12 protein-coding genes are annotated in these 16,033 nt (G+C 38.2%); 8 read left to right on the forward strand and 4 right to left on the reverse strand.

Features of this window, described 5'->3' with window-relative positions:
- Positions 1 to 320 precede the first annotated feature (320 nt).
- Both AC2G3J_RS19880 and AC2G3J_RS19885 read left to right on the forward strand, forming a co-directional pair.
- Entirely contained in the window at positions 321 to 2,255 is a 1,935-nt protein-coding gene (locus AC2G3J_RS19880) for an ATP-binding cassette domain-containing protein (RefSeq protein WP_336954633.1), read from the forward strand.
- A gap of 1,008 nt (positions 2,256 to 3,263) precedes the next feature.
- Positions 3,264 to 4,271, forward strand: a complete 1,008-nt coding sequence (locus AC2G3J_RS19885; RefSeq protein ID WP_336954631.1) for a putative solute-binding protein — start codon at positions 3,264 to 3,266, stop codon at positions 4,269 to 4,271.
- A gap of 170 nt (positions 4,272 to 4,441) precedes the next feature.
- On the opposite strand, the gene gyrB is transcribed toward AC2G3J_RS19885, so the two are convergent.
- The 4 genes from gyrB to dnaA all read right to left on the reverse strand — a co-directional run bounded on the left by gyrB (position 4,442) and on the right by dnaA (position 10,721).
- On the reverse strand, positions 4,442 to 6,910 hold the full coding sequence (gene gyrB / locus AC2G3J_RS19890; protein WP_336954629.1) for a DNA topoisomerase (ATP-hydrolyzing) subunit B: 2,469 nt from the start codon (positions 6,908 to 6,910) through the stop codon (positions 4,442 to 4,444).
- 52 nt (positions 6,911 to 6,962) lie between these two features.
- On the reverse strand, positions 6,963 to 8,045 hold the full coding sequence (gene recF / locus AC2G3J_RS19895; protein ID WP_336954627.1) for a DNA replication/repair protein RecF: 1,083 nt from the start codon (positions 8,043 to 8,045) through the stop codon (positions 6,963 to 6,965).
- A gap of 24 nt (positions 8,046 to 8,069) precedes the next feature.
- Positions 8,070 to 9,218, reverse strand: coding sequence for a DNA polymerase III subunit beta (dnaN, locus tag AC2G3J_RS19900; RefSeq protein WP_483770480.1), 1,149 nt, complete (start codon positions 9,216 to 9,218; stop codon positions 8,070 to 8,072).
- A gap of 111 nt (positions 9,219 to 9,329) precedes the next feature.
- Entirely contained in the window at positions 9,330 to 10,721 is a 1,392-nt protein-coding gene (gene dnaA / locus AC2G3J_RS19905; RefSeq protein ID WP_336954624.1) for a chromosomal replication initiator protein DnaA, read from the reverse strand.
- Positions 10,722 to 11,414: 693 nt separating this feature from the next.
- Between dnaA and rpmH the strand changes: the two genes are divergently transcribed.
- From rpmH to AC2G3J_RS19935, 6 genes are all read left to right on the forward strand, one after another.
- Positions 11,415 to 11,549: a 50S ribosomal protein L34 gene (rpmH, locus tag AC2G3J_RS19910; protein ID WP_000831329.1), complete on the forward strand. Its 135-nt coding sequence runs from the start codon at positions 11,415 to 11,417 to the stop codon at positions 11,547 to 11,549.
- A 33-nt stretch (positions 11,550 to 11,582) separates the two neighbouring features.
- Entirely contained in the window at positions 11,583 to 11,975 is a 393-nt protein-coding gene (gene rnpA, locus AC2G3J_RS19915) for a ribonuclease P protein component (RefSeq protein WP_004718937.1), read from the forward strand.
- 9 nt (positions 11,976 to 11,984) lie between these two features.
- Positions 11,985 to 12,305, forward strand: coding sequence for a membrane protein insertion efficiency factor YidD (gene yidD / locus AC2G3J_RS19920; RefSeq protein WP_004718939.1), 321 nt, complete (start codon positions 11,985 to 11,987; stop codon positions 12,303 to 12,305).
- Between the two features lie 5 nt (positions 12,306 to 12,310).
- On the forward strand, positions 12,311 to 14,050 hold the full coding sequence (yidC, locus tag AC2G3J_RS19925) for a membrane protein insertase YidC (protein ID WP_004718941.1): 1,740 nt from the start codon (positions 12,311 to 12,313) through the stop codon (positions 14,048 to 14,050).
- 89 nt (positions 14,051 to 14,139) lie between these two features.
- Positions 14,140 to 15,504: a tRNA uridine-5-carboxymethylaminomethyl(34) synthesis GTPase MnmE gene (gene mnmE / locus AC2G3J_RS19930; RefSeq protein ID WP_483770481.1), complete on the forward strand. Its 1,365-nt coding sequence runs from the start codon at positions 14,140 to 14,142 to the stop codon at positions 15,502 to 15,504.
- Positions 15,505 to 15,643: 139 nt separating this feature from the next.
- Complete coding sequence (locus tag AC2G3J_RS19935; protein ID WP_419328821.1) at positions 15,644 to 16,006, forward strand: NirD/YgiW/YdeI family stress tolerance protein; 363 nt, start codon at positions 15,644 to 15,646, stop codon at positions 16,004 to 16,006.
- Positions 16,007 to 16,033 lie beyond the last annotated feature (27 nt).

The raw sequence follows: 16,033 nt of genomic DNA on the forward strand, positions 1-16,033 counted from the left end.
TTAGATGAGATAAAAAATTCAGGGCAAAATTCTGATAAAAATAAGTAGCTGAGCTGATTTCATTGAGCGGTTTTTTATTGAGTGGTTTTAAAATTAAAATATTCTAATGATTATTGCTGGTTTGCGAGATATACGCTTTTTTTATTTAAGCATGCACCATAAAGCATTGTTTATTTTTTTGAATTGATCCTATTTACCCAATTTATTGTGCTTTTCACTCAAGAAAAGACATTTTGTCACTTCTTTTATCAAATACATTTTTTGAACTCTACCATTTATCCTTTACTATACCGCATCCGATATTCAATAGTCAGTTTCCTATGATTCAGTTAGACCAACTTTCAATTCGCCGTGGTGGACGCATTTTATTCCAAAAAGCGTCTATGCAACTTCATCCTGGTTGGAAAATTGGTTTAACAGGTGTAAATGGTGCGGGTAAATCCACATTGTTCTCAGCACTTTTGGGTGGAATGGAGTCAGACAGTGGTAGCTTAACCCGTCCAAATATATGGACCGTTGCCCATATGGCTCAGGAAATCAAAGCCTTAGATATGAAAGCTATTGATTTTGTATTATCTGGCGATGAAGAATATTGGCTAATACAAGACAAACTAAACCATTCTGAAGATTTGAGTAATGATGAGTTAGCGCATTTATATAGCCGTTTTGAAGAAATTCATGGCTATACAGCTGCATCTAAAGCATCTCAACTGATGGCCGGTTTAGGTTTTTTTGAGCATCAATCAGAACTTTTGGTTTCAAGTTTCTCTGGTGGGTGGCGGATGCGTTTAAATCTTGCTCGTACCCTGATGAGTCGTTCAGACTTACTATTACTCGATGAACCGACCAACCATTTAGATTTAGATGCAATTTTATGGTTAGAAGATTGGCTCAAGGCATATGAAGGGACACTCATTTTAATTTCACATGACCGCGATTTCTTAGATGCAATCACAGATCATATTTTGCATATCGAAAATCAAGTACTGACTTTATATACCGGCAACTACTCAACTTTTGAAACTACACGTGCTGAGCGATTAGCACAACAACAACAAGCTTTTGAAAAGCAACAAGAAGCTAAAGCACACTTACAAAAATTTATTGACCGGTTTAAAGCCAAAGCGACTAAAGCACGACAAGCGCAAAGCCGCATTAAACAACTTGAACGTATGCAAGAGCTTGCCCCTGCACATGTGGATAATCCATTTACCTTTAGTTTCCGTGAACCAAGCAAAATGAGTTCACCACTGCTCACACTTGAACATGCAGATATTGGCTATGGCGATAAATTGATTGTCACCAATGTAAATTTGCAGATTACACCAAGTAGTCGTATCGGTTTACTGGGAATGAATGGTGCAGGTAAATCGACCCTAATCAAATCTTTAGTGGGTGATTTGCCACTGATTCAAGGTTTACGTAAAGATTCAGAATTACTCAATATTGGTTATTTTGCCCAGCATCAAATGGATGCTTTAGATGGCAATGCCAGCCCGATGTTACAACTTTCTCGCATTGCTGACCCGAAGATCAGTGAAGCAGCCTTACGCTCCTTTTTAGGAAGTTTTGGCTTTAGTGGCGAACGTATGGACACCCCAAGTGAAAGCTTCTCTGGCGGTGAACGTGCGCGTTTGGCTTTGGCTTTAATCGTTTGGTTACGTCCAAATGTTTTAATCCTCGACGAACCTACTAACCATTTAGATTTAGATATGCGCCATGCACTTACGATGGCTTTACAGGATTTTGAAGGGGCTGTGGTTTTAGTTTCCCATGAGCGTCAGCTGATCGCTTCAGTCTGTGATGAACTTATTTTGGTCCATGCAGGTCAAAGTAAGGAATTTGACGGGGATTTACAAGATTATGCAACGTGGTTACGTCAAGCACGTATCGATATGATCAAGAATGGACAACAGCCTAGTGCCCCTGTTCAATCTCAGGTGGTTGAAAAACCAAGTATTTCAAAACTCGATAAAGAAGCACAACGTAAAGAAGCAGCTCGTCAACGTGAACTGAGCCGTCCTATTCGTAAAAATATCGAGAAAATTGAAAGTCAAATTGGAAAAATTCAACCTAGACTTGTAGAAATTGAAGCATTACTTGCAGACTCAACCCTTTATGAGGCAAACCGTAAAGAAGATTTACTCAAACTCATGAATGAACAGACAGAGTTAAAAGTAAAATTAGAACAAGCTGAAGAAAAAATGCTTGAATTGATGATGGAACTAGAAACATTAGAAAGTTCTTTCGATTAAAAGGCACTTTTAATTAAAAAGTACTATTTAATACAATAAGCTCCTCAAATCAGCTAGAAATAGGCAGATGCTTTTTCTAGCTTTATTTTTAATAAAATAACATTAATAATCAACAACCTAACTAATTAAAACATTTTATTATTTAAATTTTTAACCGCAACTTAATCATTTCAACAAAATTTAAAGCGCTTTATCACTTCTCATAAATCTTCAGTAATTCAATACATAGCCACGCTATGCAAACACATTCTCGTATTGATTCTCATTATTCGAGACCCACAGATCAAAAGAAGGCTTTTTAACACAATAATCCAATAAAAATCATAAGCTTATTTTATTTAACATCCAGTCACTTCCAAGCCTAAAAGCATCTTCAAATCCACAAAATACAATCATAACTTTTATTTATAATAGATAATTCACACCGTGGAACATATTAGCATATCTAAATAATAGTAAAAAAGGCTTTAAAAAGGACAATTCATTTGAATTTAAAAATATTTTTATCAATTGTTTGTGGATAAGTTAAAATTTTAAAATAGTTCTTCTGACTCATTTTTTAAGAGGAATTTTTAACGATTTTGAAATTTAATATGCAAATAAATCAGTCTGTATTCATTGAATTTAGGCCTAATTGCCAAGTTACCCACATACTTATCAACATTATTTTGGTTATTAATAGAACAAAATTCAAGTGCAAAATTTAACCGTTCGTCGCTTTTTATAATGAACATTCATCTATTTTTTTTAATTTCAGCAAAATTATTTAAAATTACATAGATCATGAATTTCGAACAATTTGTAATGAAAAAACATAACTCAGCTTAAAAAACTGATTTATTTATAAAAAGCTTGCCTCTGAAATGAGAGTTAACTCGCTAATTCACAATAATTGTCAAAAAAAAAATAATAAATGGAGTAAATGCTCTATTTTTTTCAAACAAAGCTGATTAATATTGCGCTTATGGAAAAGTTCCTAAAGATGGATAAATAGATAAGGAAGAAAATATGAAAAAAATTGTATTCGCTATTGCTGCAACTTCAATCGTTGGATTTAGTTCAGCATCTCAAGCTGCGACAGATGTCTGCGTATTTGATTTATTAGGTAAGTCAGGTGAGTCATTTCAAATGGCGCAAGAATGGGCATTATCAGCAAAAAGTTGGGGCGCTGATATCAATCTCATCCCAAAACAAGACGAAGCTGTTGCAGATAACGACTTTAAAGCAGGCAAATGCGATGGCGTATTTATGACTGCAATGCGTGCACGTCAATACAATAAATTTGTGGGTTCAATCGACTCTATTGGCGGTGTGCCAAGTAATGCGATTGCACAAAAAGCCATTACTTTTGCCTTAGATGCGCGTAATGCTGCAAAAATGACCACAACATTGGGTGGTAAAAAATACGAAGTTGCTGGTATTGCACCACTTGGTTCAGCATTTATTTTTGTACGTGATAAAAATATCAACTCAATTGAAAAAGCCGCTGGTAAAAAGTTTGCTGTTTTAAGCTATGATAGCGCTCAAAAAATTCTAGTACAACGTGTTGGTGCACAAGCTGTTCCTTCAGATATCACAAACTTTGTTGCAAAATTTAACAATGGTCAAGTTGATATGGTCGGAGCACCTGCTTATGCCTACAAACCTCTTGAAATTCAAAAAGGTTTAGGTGCAAATGGGGCAATGTTTAACTTCCCAGTATTACAAGTAACTGCTGACTTTGTCATCCGTCCGGAAAAATTCCCTGCAGGCTTTGGTCAAAAATCTCGTGATTATTTTGTGAAAAACTTGCCAAAAAGCTTTGCTATGATTAATCGTCTAGAAGCAACTATTCCAGCAAAATACAAAATGAATTTAACCGCTGAAGATAAACTGAAATACCAAAAGTTAATGCGTGATGGCCGTTTAGAACTGACTAAACAAGGTATTTATGACGCAGGTATGATGTCTGTGTTGAAAAAAGCACGTTGTTCAGTAGATAAAGCCAACTTTGAATGTACGCTTGGTGGTGAATAATACTTTAGATGAAATAAGCTAAAGCCTACAAAAAACCAGCTTTGATAAGCTGGTTTTTTTGCTTTAAATTTTTAAATAGAAGCAAAAGTACTATCAAAATTAAAATAACGATATAAAAAAGGGAATAAACCGAGGTCTATTCCCTTATTTACTGGTTAGAATGAGTTTAATTAAGCATCAATATCTGCATTTAATGCATTTTCCTCAATGAACGCACGACGTGGTTCTACATCATCGCCCATTAAACATGCAAACATACGATCGGCTTCAATCGCATCATCAATGGTCACTTGCAGCATATTACGGTTTTCAGGATCCATCGTAGTTTCCCAAAGCTGTTCAGCATTCATCTCACCCAAACCTTTATAGCGTTGGATCATCATGCCGCGACGTGAATCTGTCAAAATGTGTTGCCAAACCTGATGGAAAGTCGAAACGTTGATTTTACGTTCGCCTTTTTGCAGATAAGCACCGTCTTCTAACAAAGTGAACCAGCTCTTCGAGTTCTGCAATAAACGCTTATATTCGCCCGATGCCAATAACCCCGCATCTAATAAATAGCTATGCGGTAAATTGTGCACATAAATCGTTATACGCGGGAAATAAATCGTCGTTTTAAGCCCATCAGCAGTTTCTTTATCAAATGATTCCAAGCTCAACACTGGACGTAAACTTGGTTGCGTTGTTTCGATCGCAGCACGAAGTTTTTCACCCCATTGTTGTACATAATCTTGGTCATGATTTTGATCAAGTTTAAAATGCTCAAGACTTAACAAACCATCAAGCAGAGTCGCAGGATAGCGCACGGTTAAACGCTGCAAACTTTTTTGAGAGGTTTGATAATCGGCAATCACTTTCTCTAGTGCTACACCACGAATTGCAGGCGCTTCAGCATTGACACGTAATTCAAGTTCATCAATCGCATTTGAAATCAAATACGTTTCTAAAGCATCATTGTCTTTAATGTATTGCTCTTGCTTACCCTTTTTCAGTTTATACAGTGGTGGTTGTGCAATATAAATATAGCCACGTTCCACAAGTTCTGGCATTTGACGGAAGAAGAAAGTCAAAAGTAGGGTACGAATGTGAGAACCATCCACGTCAGCATCGGTCATGATAATGATTTTATGATAACGCAACTTGTCTGGGTTATATTCTTCACGACCGATACCGCATCCTAATGCAGTAATCAGCGTACCCACTTCCTGAGATGAAATCATCTTATCGAAACGTGCACGTTCCACATTAAGAATTTTACCTTTGAGCGGAAGAATGGCTTGCATTTTACGGTTACGGCCTTGTTTTGCAGAACCGCCCGCAGAGTCACCCTCGACTAAGTATAATTCTGAAAGTGCTGGATCTTTTTCCTGACAGTCTGCCAATTTACCTGGAAGACCGGCGATATCAAGTGCACTCTTACGACGTGTCATTTCTCGTGCTTTACGCGCAGCATCACGCGCACGTGCAGCATCAATGATTTTGCCTGCAATAGATTTTGCAGCCTGAGGATTTTCTAATAAATATTCAGAAAAGGCTTTATTCATTGCCTGCTCGACAGCAGGTTTAACTTCACTCGACACCAATTTTTCTTTAGTTTGTGATGAGAATTTAGGATCAGGTACTTTGACTGAAACAATTGCTGTTAAGCCTTCACGCGCATCATCACCACTAACCGCAACTTTCTCTTTTTTGAGTAAGTTTTCATTTTCCATGTAGTTGTTTAAGCCACGCGTCAACGCTGCACGGAAACCAGCTAAATGCGTCCCACCATCTTTTTGTGGAATATTATTGGTAAAACAACGAACATTTTCTTGATAGGTATCGTTCCATTGTAAAGCAACTTCAACACCTATGCCATTTTCAGCTTGTGTGGTGAAATGGAAGATTTCATTGAGATGGGTTTTACCTTGATTGATATATTTTACAAACTCAGATAAACCACCTTCATAATCGAAGACATGTTCTAAGGCAACACGTTGATCACGTAGGACAATACGTACACCGGCATTCAAGAATGAAAGCTCACGTAAGCGACGTGCCAAAATATCGACATTAAAAATCGTTTGGCTAAACGTTTCAGTACTCGGCCAGAAACGAACAATAGTCCCTGTCGTTTCAACATCACCCACAATTTTTAACGGGTAAACTGGATCACCATGTTTATATTCTTGTTGATGAATGTGGCCAGCACGATGAATCGTAAGTTCTAGTTTGCTTGAAAGTGCATTGACTACAGATACACCTACGCCGTGCAAACCACCTGAAACCTTATAGCTATTATCATCAAACTTACCACCTGCATGCAGAATAGTAAGAATTACTTCTGCAGCAGAGACACCTTCTTCTGGGTGAATATCGGTTGGAATACCACGTCCATTATCTGCAACGCTGACTGACTCATCCTCATGAATAGTCACTAAAATTTCATCACAATGACCAGCTAAAGCTTCATCAATCGCGTTATCGACCACCTCAAATACCATATGGTGTAAGCCTGAACCATCATCAGTATCACCAATATACATACCTGGGCGTTTACGAACTGCATCTAGACCACGTAATACTTTGATACTAGAGGAATCATAAGCCTTTTCAATGGTGGGTTCTGTTTGAGAAGCTATTTGATCTTCTGAACTCATGGTTTCTCCCTAGTGAAAAATAGGTCTTTCCAAAATTGGCTAAAATCTAAAATCATGTTGCAACAACACTTACCTGACCTTGGTCAACATTGAATAACTGGTAGGAAATAGACAAATCATGTAAATGTTTTTTTACTGATTCATGGTCTAGTGTGGTAATAAAAACTTGACTACCAAGTTGGCTCAATCGCTCAATTAAACGTTGTTGTGCGCTTAAATCTAATTCTGCTGTTACATCATCTAATAATACCACAGTTTCTTTATTACAGGCATGTAACATGGCAATTTGTGATAGTTTTAAAGCCATTATCAATAACTTTTTCTGCCCTCTAGACAGTACCACATCCGCTTCACCTAATGGAGTTTTTAATCGAATATCTGCACGATGAGGCCCATATTCGGTATAACGTCGATCAACATCTTTTTGGTGATATAGAATCAAATCATGGGCTAAACCATGTTCCACATGGAACCCTGCACTGTATTCCATCTCAATCTTTAAATCGGGCAATAACTGCCCCAAATCTTCTTGTAAATATAACTTCCATTGCTCAATAATTTCGACCCGTTGAGAATGCAACATTTCACCATAATCACTAAGCATTTTGTTCCACGGCTCTAAATCGAGCAACGTCAGATTACGTTTCGTTTTAAGTAAGCTATTTCTTTGTTTTAAAGCGCGTGAATAATATTGCCATGCATGATAGAAATCTGGTTCCACGTGAAACATGAGCCAATCCAATAATTGGCGACGTGGTTTTGCACCATGATCGATAATATCAGTACTTAACGGATCAATCAGTTGCAATGGCAAGATTTTGGCAAGTTGCCCTTGGGTTGCAACAGTATCACCATTTACCTTAATTAACTGCTCACCACTTTGTAGCTTTTGCATACCAATCTTTTCGGTCAGTGATTGAGCAAAAACAATGGCGTCTGATTGATTACTTTGAATGTAATTTTTAGGGATATGTGTTCGAAAAGATCGACCTGTTGCCAATAAATGGATGGCTTCCAAAATGGAAGTTTTTCCTGAACCATTTTGTCCGTAAAAAACATTAAACGGTTGCAACTCATGGAGGGCAACCGTCTTGAGGTTTCGAACACGTTGTATATTTAAACGCGTAATATGCATGGCTATGATTTAAAAATAAATCAATTAAACACGCATCGGCATTACAACGTAAGTTTGATTAGATTGTGTTGGATCTTGTACCAATACAGATTGATTCGCTTCAGACATGGTCATTGCAACATCATCACCATCTAAAACACTTAATACCTCTAAAATATATTGAGCATTAAATGACATTTCCATAGGAGCATTGGCATATTGAATAGCTAAATCTTCAATCGCTTCATCTTGCTCAGGGTTATTGGCACGTAATTGCAAAGAATCAGCATTAAAATTTAAGAATACCCCACGTAATTTTTCATTACTTAAAATCGCAACACGTTGTAATGATTGCTTAAATACATCATGTGGAATATTTACAACTTTGTCACCACCACGTGGAATCACACGTCGATAATCAGGAAATTTCCCATCAATCAATTTTGTGGTGAAACGTACGGTAATATCGCCTTGTTCTTTATCACGGCTAGAGGTTTGAATGGTAACATTCAGCAATTCACGACCAATTAACAAAGTAAGCTGCTCATCTTCGATACTTAAAAGACGCTGTAACTCACCTACTGCTTTACGAGGAACAATGGCTTGAACCAATTGAGCAGCAGTTGAAGACGCCAATGTTTCGCACAATGCTAAACGATGTCCATCTGTGGTGACTGCGCGTAATTGATTTTCATCAATTTCCAATAATGTACCAGTTAGATAAAAACGTACATCTTGAACAGCCATTGCAAACGAAGTTTTTTCAAATAAACGCTTTAATTCACGTTCAGTCACTTTAACTTGAGTGCCCTGGCTATTTTCATTGGTTAATAGTGGATAGTCTTCAGCAGGCAACGTCCCTAAAACAAAGCGACTGTTTCCAGATTTTAAAATACAGCGCTGATCTTCAGTAATCTGTAAATCAATCAAAGCTGCTGCTGGTAAAGATTTACAAATATCAACTAACTTACGTGCAGGAACAGTGGTTTCCCCTGCTTGTAAACATGCGCCTTCAGCTAGAGTTGTACTTGCAACAAGCTCCACTTCTAAATCTGATCCAGTAATCGTAAGCGATTGATTTGTAGCTTGAATTTTCACGTTTGAAAGAATGTTTAAAGTATGGCGACGTTCAACTGCTCCTACCACATGGGACAAAACATTAAGTAAGCTCTCTTTCGCGATTTTCAAACGCACGGTGGAATTCCTCTAACTAAATATGACAGAAAATGTGGGTAATAAATTTTTTTTAATGACGTACTATGCGGCAGTTTATGCCGCATTGCAAGCGCGTAATTTGTACAAATTTTAACTTTGTAACAGGCGCATGAGGTTTTTATAATCCTCATTAAAAATTGGATCTTCGTCGCGTAAACTTTGCACTTTTTCACATGCATGCATGACCGTACTGTGATCACGACCGCCAAATGCCATCCCAATTTCAGGGAAACTGTCTCCAGTCAGCTCACGTGCTAGCCCCATCGCCAACTGACGTGGTCGAGCGTAAATACGTGTGCGTTTTGGCCCCACCAATTCTTTCAATGGAATTCGGAAGTATTCACTCACCACTCGCTGAATATTTTCAGTACTGATGGTTCGAGCACGAATCGCCAAGACATCTTTCAAAGACTCACGAACCACTTCTAGATCGATTGCAGAACCCTTAAAGCGCGAGATCGCCACAACTTTGTTTAAAGCGCCTTCAAGCTCACGCACATTGGCAACAACTTGTTGTGCAATAAATAAAGCGCAATTGCGAGGAAGATCTATCCCACTACTTTCAGCTTTTTTCAGCAAAATTTCGATACGTGTTTCAATATCTGGTGGTTCAACTCCAACCGATAATCCCCATGAAAAACGCGATACTAAGCGCGGATCCAATTCGGTTAACTCTTTTGGATAACGGTCAGAGGTTAAAATAATCTGTTTAGACTCATCCAATAAAGCATTGAATGTATAGAAAAATTCGACAAGACTGGCTTCTTTACCTGCCAATAAATGAATATCATCAACCAATAATAAATCTAAAGAACGGCAATTCTTTTTAAATTCTTCAACCTTACCTTTTTGCAGAGAGCTGACAAAATCTTGTACAAAACTTTCCGCAGTCATATACATTACACGCGCATTTGGTTTTGCTTGTAATAATGCATTCCCAACTGCTTGCATTAAATGCGTTTTACCAAGCCCTGTAGGACCATATAAAAATAGTGGATTATGTTGAGATTCTCCCAGTTGTGTTAAAACTTTACGACACGTTTCAGCCGCCATTTGGTTAGAACGGCCTTCAACAAATAGAGCAAAATTAAACAATGGATTTAGTTGGCGTTTCTTCACATTTTTTGCAGAAACAACTTCATATTCTTTATCTTTTTTAGCTTTTGTATGATGGGTGGGTGTAGGCGAACTTTCAAGTGCTGCTGTTGTTGTCGCAGGTTGTTCAGAGGCAGAAAGTATAGCTCCCGGACGCGAGTCGACTATAATTTCGACTTTGCGAATTCGCCCTTCAGATAATTGTTCCGCCAAAATAGAAATCAGTTCTAAATGATGTTCTTGAATGTAGCGAGTCCAATATGGATTGGGTGCATACAGTTTTAAAGTATCTTCGACTTCTTCTGCAACCAAAGGACGAATCCACATGGCAAAGACATTATCAGAGAGCTCTTGTCGCAAGCGAGTTAAGCAGTCCGTCCAAAGCATGTGAAACCCCTTCATTCAATTTTAAATTCAAAAAAGACTATTTACCCCTACCCTAGTAGGTGAAGGGGTCGCCATTCTAACCAAGTTATCCACATCTGTCATGGTTAATTCAATCTAATTCGCTCAAAAAAGCAACCTTCTGTAAATAAATTTAAATTTAAAGCAACTGTGGATAAGGTTTTCCACAAGCTGTGGATAAATTATCACAGAAAGTTATCCACAATCCATCAAATTAATAGAAACATGGATACTCACAGGGTAAGTTATTATTATTTATCTTAAAAAAGCTGTTTTCCACAGAAAAAACGCTCCCTAATAATAATAAATATAAATTTTAAATTTGAATTTATTTATAAGGATCAGGATTTCTGTGGATAAAGCTTAAGTTATGAATTTAAATTCAAAACAACACGATTTTTAAATTTAAAATTAAGAAATTAAATTTAAATTGTGAATCAGCCTATGGATAACTTTGAGGATATATCTGTGTGTAACTCTTATTTATATTATAAAATAATAAGTTATGCTGTGAATATATATTTTTAATAATTTATTCAATTTAATCTATATAAAGTTGTTGGCTGGGTAAAAATAAAGCGTCTATATAAAAGAAATGTGTATATTTATTGACAGAATAAAGAATGCACAATACAATCGCGAACCTTTAGAAAAGATCAATTTTGGAGTTTCGATATGAAACGTACATTCCAACCATCTGAATTAAAGCGCAAGCGTGTTCATGGTTTCCGTGCTCGTATGGCTACTAAGGCTGGTCGTCAAGTATTAGCTCGCCGTCGTGCAAAAGGCCGTCATAGTTTAACTGTTTAATCTTTTAAACAGTTGATAGACGACTTGGGTGTTATGTCTCTTTATAGTTTCAGTCCAGAGGTGAGAATCCACTGCGCTGCTGATTACAAAGATGTATTTGATGGTGCGCTTTTTAAAGTGCATCAACCCCATTTTATATTCTTAGCAAAAGTCACCGAACAGCCTAAAAGCCGTTTGGGTATTGTTGTTGCAAAGAAGAAAGTGCGCCGTGCGCATGAAAGAAATCGAATAAAACGTTTAACGCGTGAAAGTTTTCGCTTAAACCAGCAAAATATAGATTTGTTGGATATTGTGGTGATGCCTAAAGTTGGTATAGAAGCAGTTCCAAATGCTGAGCTTTTTCAGCAATTACAATTTGCTTGGTTAAAATTGCAGCGCATTGTTAAAAAGCACCATAAAATAGCTCAATCTTCCCCTCAAAAATAGAGGATACCAATGATTCGTTTATTGCATTGGTTGATTCGTTTCTATCAAATTGCGATTAGTCCTCTCATTGGACCTCGTTGTCGTTATATTCCGACTTGTTCTCAATATTCGTTAGAAGCAATCCATACGCACGGCGCATTAAAAGGTAGCTGGTTAGCAACCAAACGCGTGTGTCGTTGTCATCCTTGGGGTGGGTATGGTTATGATCCTGTGCCAAAAAAAACAATTCGTTTTATTTCATTTCAGCAAATAGATTCTCAAACGCTTCATGTTCCTGTACCCTTGCGTGAACGTTTATTGAACCAAAATCACTCTAACCACTTGGGGTAATAGATATGCAACAATGGGCCAGGTTTGCAATCCTTGGGGCCATGTTAGTCACCGCATATTTGCTCATTTTGGCTTGGCAAAAAGACTATGGTCATGACAATACATCGAAGGCTGCGACACCGCAGGCTGTTGTAGCGCATGATGTGTCTGCCGATCTGCCAAAAGGTCAAGCAACTGCGGCCACTAGCGATGTTCCACAAGCAAATATAGCTGCTGCACAACAGAATACAGCTGCACCAGCCACAGCAAATCAACAATTGATTTCAGTACAAACTGACCTTTATCATCTTTGGATTAGTCCTAAAGGTGGTGATATTGTTCGTATTGAATTACTGAATCATGACAAGAGCAAAGACAGTGATCAGCCTTTTGTTATGCTTGAAAGTGATGCAAAACGTACCTATGTTGCGCAATCTGGGTTAATTGGATTGAATGGTCCGGACAGTAAGCCAGATCGTCCAAACTATGCGTTTGAAAAAACTGCTTATACTATTGCAGATGCCAAAGCAGCCAAGGACAAAGATGGCAAAACATCTCAAGTTTTAGCTGTACCAATGGTATTTAAAACAGCAGATGGCGTTGAAATCATCAAAACATTTACCTTTAAACAAGGTCAATATCCAATCGATGTGAGCTATCAGGTTGTCAACCGTAGTGCGCAAAATTGGCAAGGACAAATGTTTGGTCAAATTAAGCGTGATAACTCAGATGATCCAGGAAAAACCTCGCAAGGGATTTTTACACTTGGAACATATTTGGGTGGCGCTTGGGGTACTCCTGATGAGCATTATAACAAGTTAAAATTTGCAAATTTTACCGATGAAAAACTCAACACTGAAGCAAAAGGCGGATGGGTTGCGATTGTTCAGCATTATTTTGTAAGTGCTTGGATGCCAGGTCATTTTGGCGGTCAAGAATACACAGCAAAATTGGAATCTCGTAAATCTGCAGATGGTATGAATATCATCGGGTTTACTTCTCCAACCATCAATGTTCCAGCTGGAAAAGCAATGAGCATTGATGCAACGTTCTACTCAGGTCCAAAAATTCAATCTGAATTAAAAGACTTGGCTGTTGGTTTAAACCAAACTGTAGACTATGGTTGGTTATGGCCAATTGCAAAATTATTATTTGCTGGCTTACAGTTCTTCCATAATCTTGTGGGTAACTGGGGCTGGTCAATTATCTTATTGACTGTATTGGTTAAGCTTATTCTTTGGCCTTTGTCGTCTAAGAGCTATCGCTCTATGGCGAAAATGCGTGTGATTGCACCTGAAATGCAACGCATGAAAGAAGAGTTTGGTGAAGACCGCATGCGTTTCTCACAAGAAATGATGGCGCTTTACAAACGTGAGCAAGTTAATCCACTTGCAGGTTGTCTACCATTGTTGTTGCAAATGCCAATCTTCTTAGCGTTGTATTGGGTATTGATGGAATCTGTAGAGCTTCGTCATGCGCCATGGATGCTTTGGATTCAAGATTTATCTGCAATGGATCCTTGGTTTATTTTGCCGTTGATCATGGGTGTAACGATGTTTGTTCAACAAATGTTGAACCCACAACCTACTGATCCAATGCAAGCTAAAGTCTTCAAAATCATGCCGATCATGTTTACAGTATTTATGCTGTTCTTCCCTTCAGGCTTGGTTTTATACTGGATTGTGAACAACTCGATCACGATTCTGCAACAATGGTTTATCAACAAAAATGTTGCTAAAGCCAAAGTCGCAAGCGAAGTGGTTTAATCTTCATAGATTAAGCAATAGCTGAAAAAATCCGCTTAAGATGGTAATCTTAGGCGGATTTTTTTATTGTCAAAGTTTGAGTAATTTAGATGAGCAACCCTGTAAGCCAAACCACAATTGCAGCAATTGGGACTCCACCTGGACGTGGTGGTGTAGGTGTGATTCGTCTATCTGGTCCTAAGGCTTATGCGATTGCACAAGCTTTAACTCAAAAAGTGCTTCCTCAAGCGCGCTTTGCTGGTTTTCGTCAGTTTTTTGATGAAAAAGGTGAAGTGATGGATGAGGGCCTAGCAATTTGCTTTCCAAATCCAAACTCCTTTACGGGTGAAGATGTGGTGGAATTGCAGGGACATGGTGGCCCTGTAATTCAAAATGCACTTCTTGCACGATTGTTTGAACTGGGTGCTATTGCCGCCAAAGCAGGCGAGTTTTCCATGCGAGCCTTTGAAAATGGCAAAATGGACTTGGTTCAAGCTGAAGCGATTGCAGATTTAATTGATGCGACCTCACAAGCCGCAGCACGTTCAGCAGTACGTTCTTTGCAAGGTGCATTTTCCAATAAAGTGAATACTGTATTGGAAAAACTGATTCATTTACGTTTGCATGTTGAAGCGGCGATTGATTTCCCAGAAGAGGAAATCGACTTTTTGGCAGATGGAAAAATTCTTCATCTGCTTGAAGATGTGCAATCTTCTGTTTCTGCTGTACAACACTCTGCGCGCCAGGGACAGTTATTACGTGAAGGTCTGCAAGTGGTGATTGCAGGTAAGCCCAATGCGGGTAAATCTTCGTTATTGAATGCCTTGGCGGGAAATGACCGTGCCATTGTTACGGATATCGCAGGAACAACACGTGATGTACTGCATGAGAAAATTACTTTAAATGGCTTGCCTATCACACTGACCGATACTGCGGGCTTACGTGAAACAGGTGATGTGGTCGAAAAAGAAGGCATTCGCCGAGCAATCAAAGAAATTGAACAAGCGGATTTATTACTTTTGGTCTATGACCTCAGCCAAGGTGAAAATCCTTTAGCACTTGCTCAGCGCTATTTTGAAGATCATTTAGAAACTAAACGCTTGATGTTGATTGGGAATAAGTGTGATTTAACTACACAATCACCTGAATTAAGTGATTTTCAAGGTTTTCGCCATATTAGCGTGTCGGCCAAGCAGGAAATGGGCGTACAAGCGCTTATAGATGCGATTACAGCGCATGCTGGCTTCCATCCTGAAGAAGATACCTTTATTGCACGGACTCGCCATTTAGACGCAATGAAGCGCACTCAGCACTATCTTGCAGAAGCACATGAGCAACTTGAGGTCTATCATGCGGGTGAACTGGTCGCTGAATCGTTACGTTTAGCACAGAATGCCTTAGCTGAGATCACAGGCGATTTTAGTGCTGATGATCTGTTAGGGGTAATTTTTGGCTCGTTCTGTATTGGAAAGTAATCTTTTACTGTAAAAGATTAAAAGTGGACATGAGTCCGCTTTTTTTGATGAAAAGTTGTGCTTTTGTAAGCTGAATTTACATCAATCTTATAATTGTTTACTGTAAGATCAATTACATATTCAACAAAGGCTTCTTTTCATGAAAAAAACTCCTTTATTGCTTGCGATTGCTGTTTTAGTGATGACGTCAAATGTTTGGGCAGGTAAAGATGATCATGTGATTATTCAAGAAGCTGCCAAAAACAAGATCACCATTGGACAAGCAATACGTGCCAATGATGAAACAGCTGTTACCTTGACGGGGACAATTGTTCGTCAAATAAAACATGAACATTATGAGCTAAAAGACAGTACAGGAACCATCGGGATCGAAGTGGATGATGATCTTATCGATTTAAAAAAGTTAAAACCGGGTACCAAAGTTAAAGTTATAGGGGAAGTGGATACTCACCGCTATAAACCCACTGATATAGAAGTGGTTAAAATTGAGATTATTCAATAATCGATTTTAACCAACATCTAGGCGCAC

The sequence above is a fragment of the Acinetobacter legionensis genome (assembly GCF_057165765.1).

Coding starts and splice junctions, on each gene's coding strand:
- AC2G3J_RS19880 (WP_336954633.1), top strand. CDS start 321: ATGATTCAGTTAGACCAACTTTCAATTCGCCGTGGTGGACGCATTTTA.
- AC2G3J_RS19885 (WP_336954631.1), top strand. CDS start 3,264: ATGAAAAAAATTGTATTCGCTATTGCTGCAACTTCAATCGTTGGATTT.
- gyrB (WP_336954629.1), bottom strand. CDS start 6,910: ATGAGTTCAGAAGATCAAATAGCTTCTCAAACAGAACCCACCATTGAA.
- recF (WP_336954627.1), bottom strand. CDS start 8,045: ATGCATATTACGCGTTTAAATATACAACGTGTTCGAAACCTCAAGACG.
- dnaA (WP_336954624.1), bottom strand. CDS start 10,721: ATGCTTTGGACGGACTGCTTAACTCGCTTGCGACAAGAGCTCTCTGAT.
- rpmH (WP_000831329.1), top strand. CDS start 11,415: ATGAAACGTACATTCCAACCATCTGAATTAAAGCGCAAGCGTGTTCAT.
- rnpA (WP_004718937.1), top strand. CDS start 11,583: ATGTCTCTTTATAGTTTCAGTCCAGAGGTGAGAATCCACTGCGCTGCT.
- yidD (WP_004718939.1), top strand. CDS start 11,985: ATGATTCGTTTATTGCATTGGTTGATTCGTTTCTATCAAATTGCGATT.
- yidC (WP_004718941.1), top strand. CDS start 12,311: ATGCAACAATGGGCCAGGTTTGCAATCCTTGGGGCCATGTTAGTCACC.
- mnmE (WP_483770481.1), top strand. CDS start 14,140: ATGAGCAACCCTGTAAGCCAAACCACAATTGCAGCAATTGGGACTCCA.
- AC2G3J_RS19935 (WP_419328821.1), top strand. CDS start 15,644: ATGAAAAAAACTCCTTTATTGCTTGCGATTGCTGTTTTAGTGATGACG.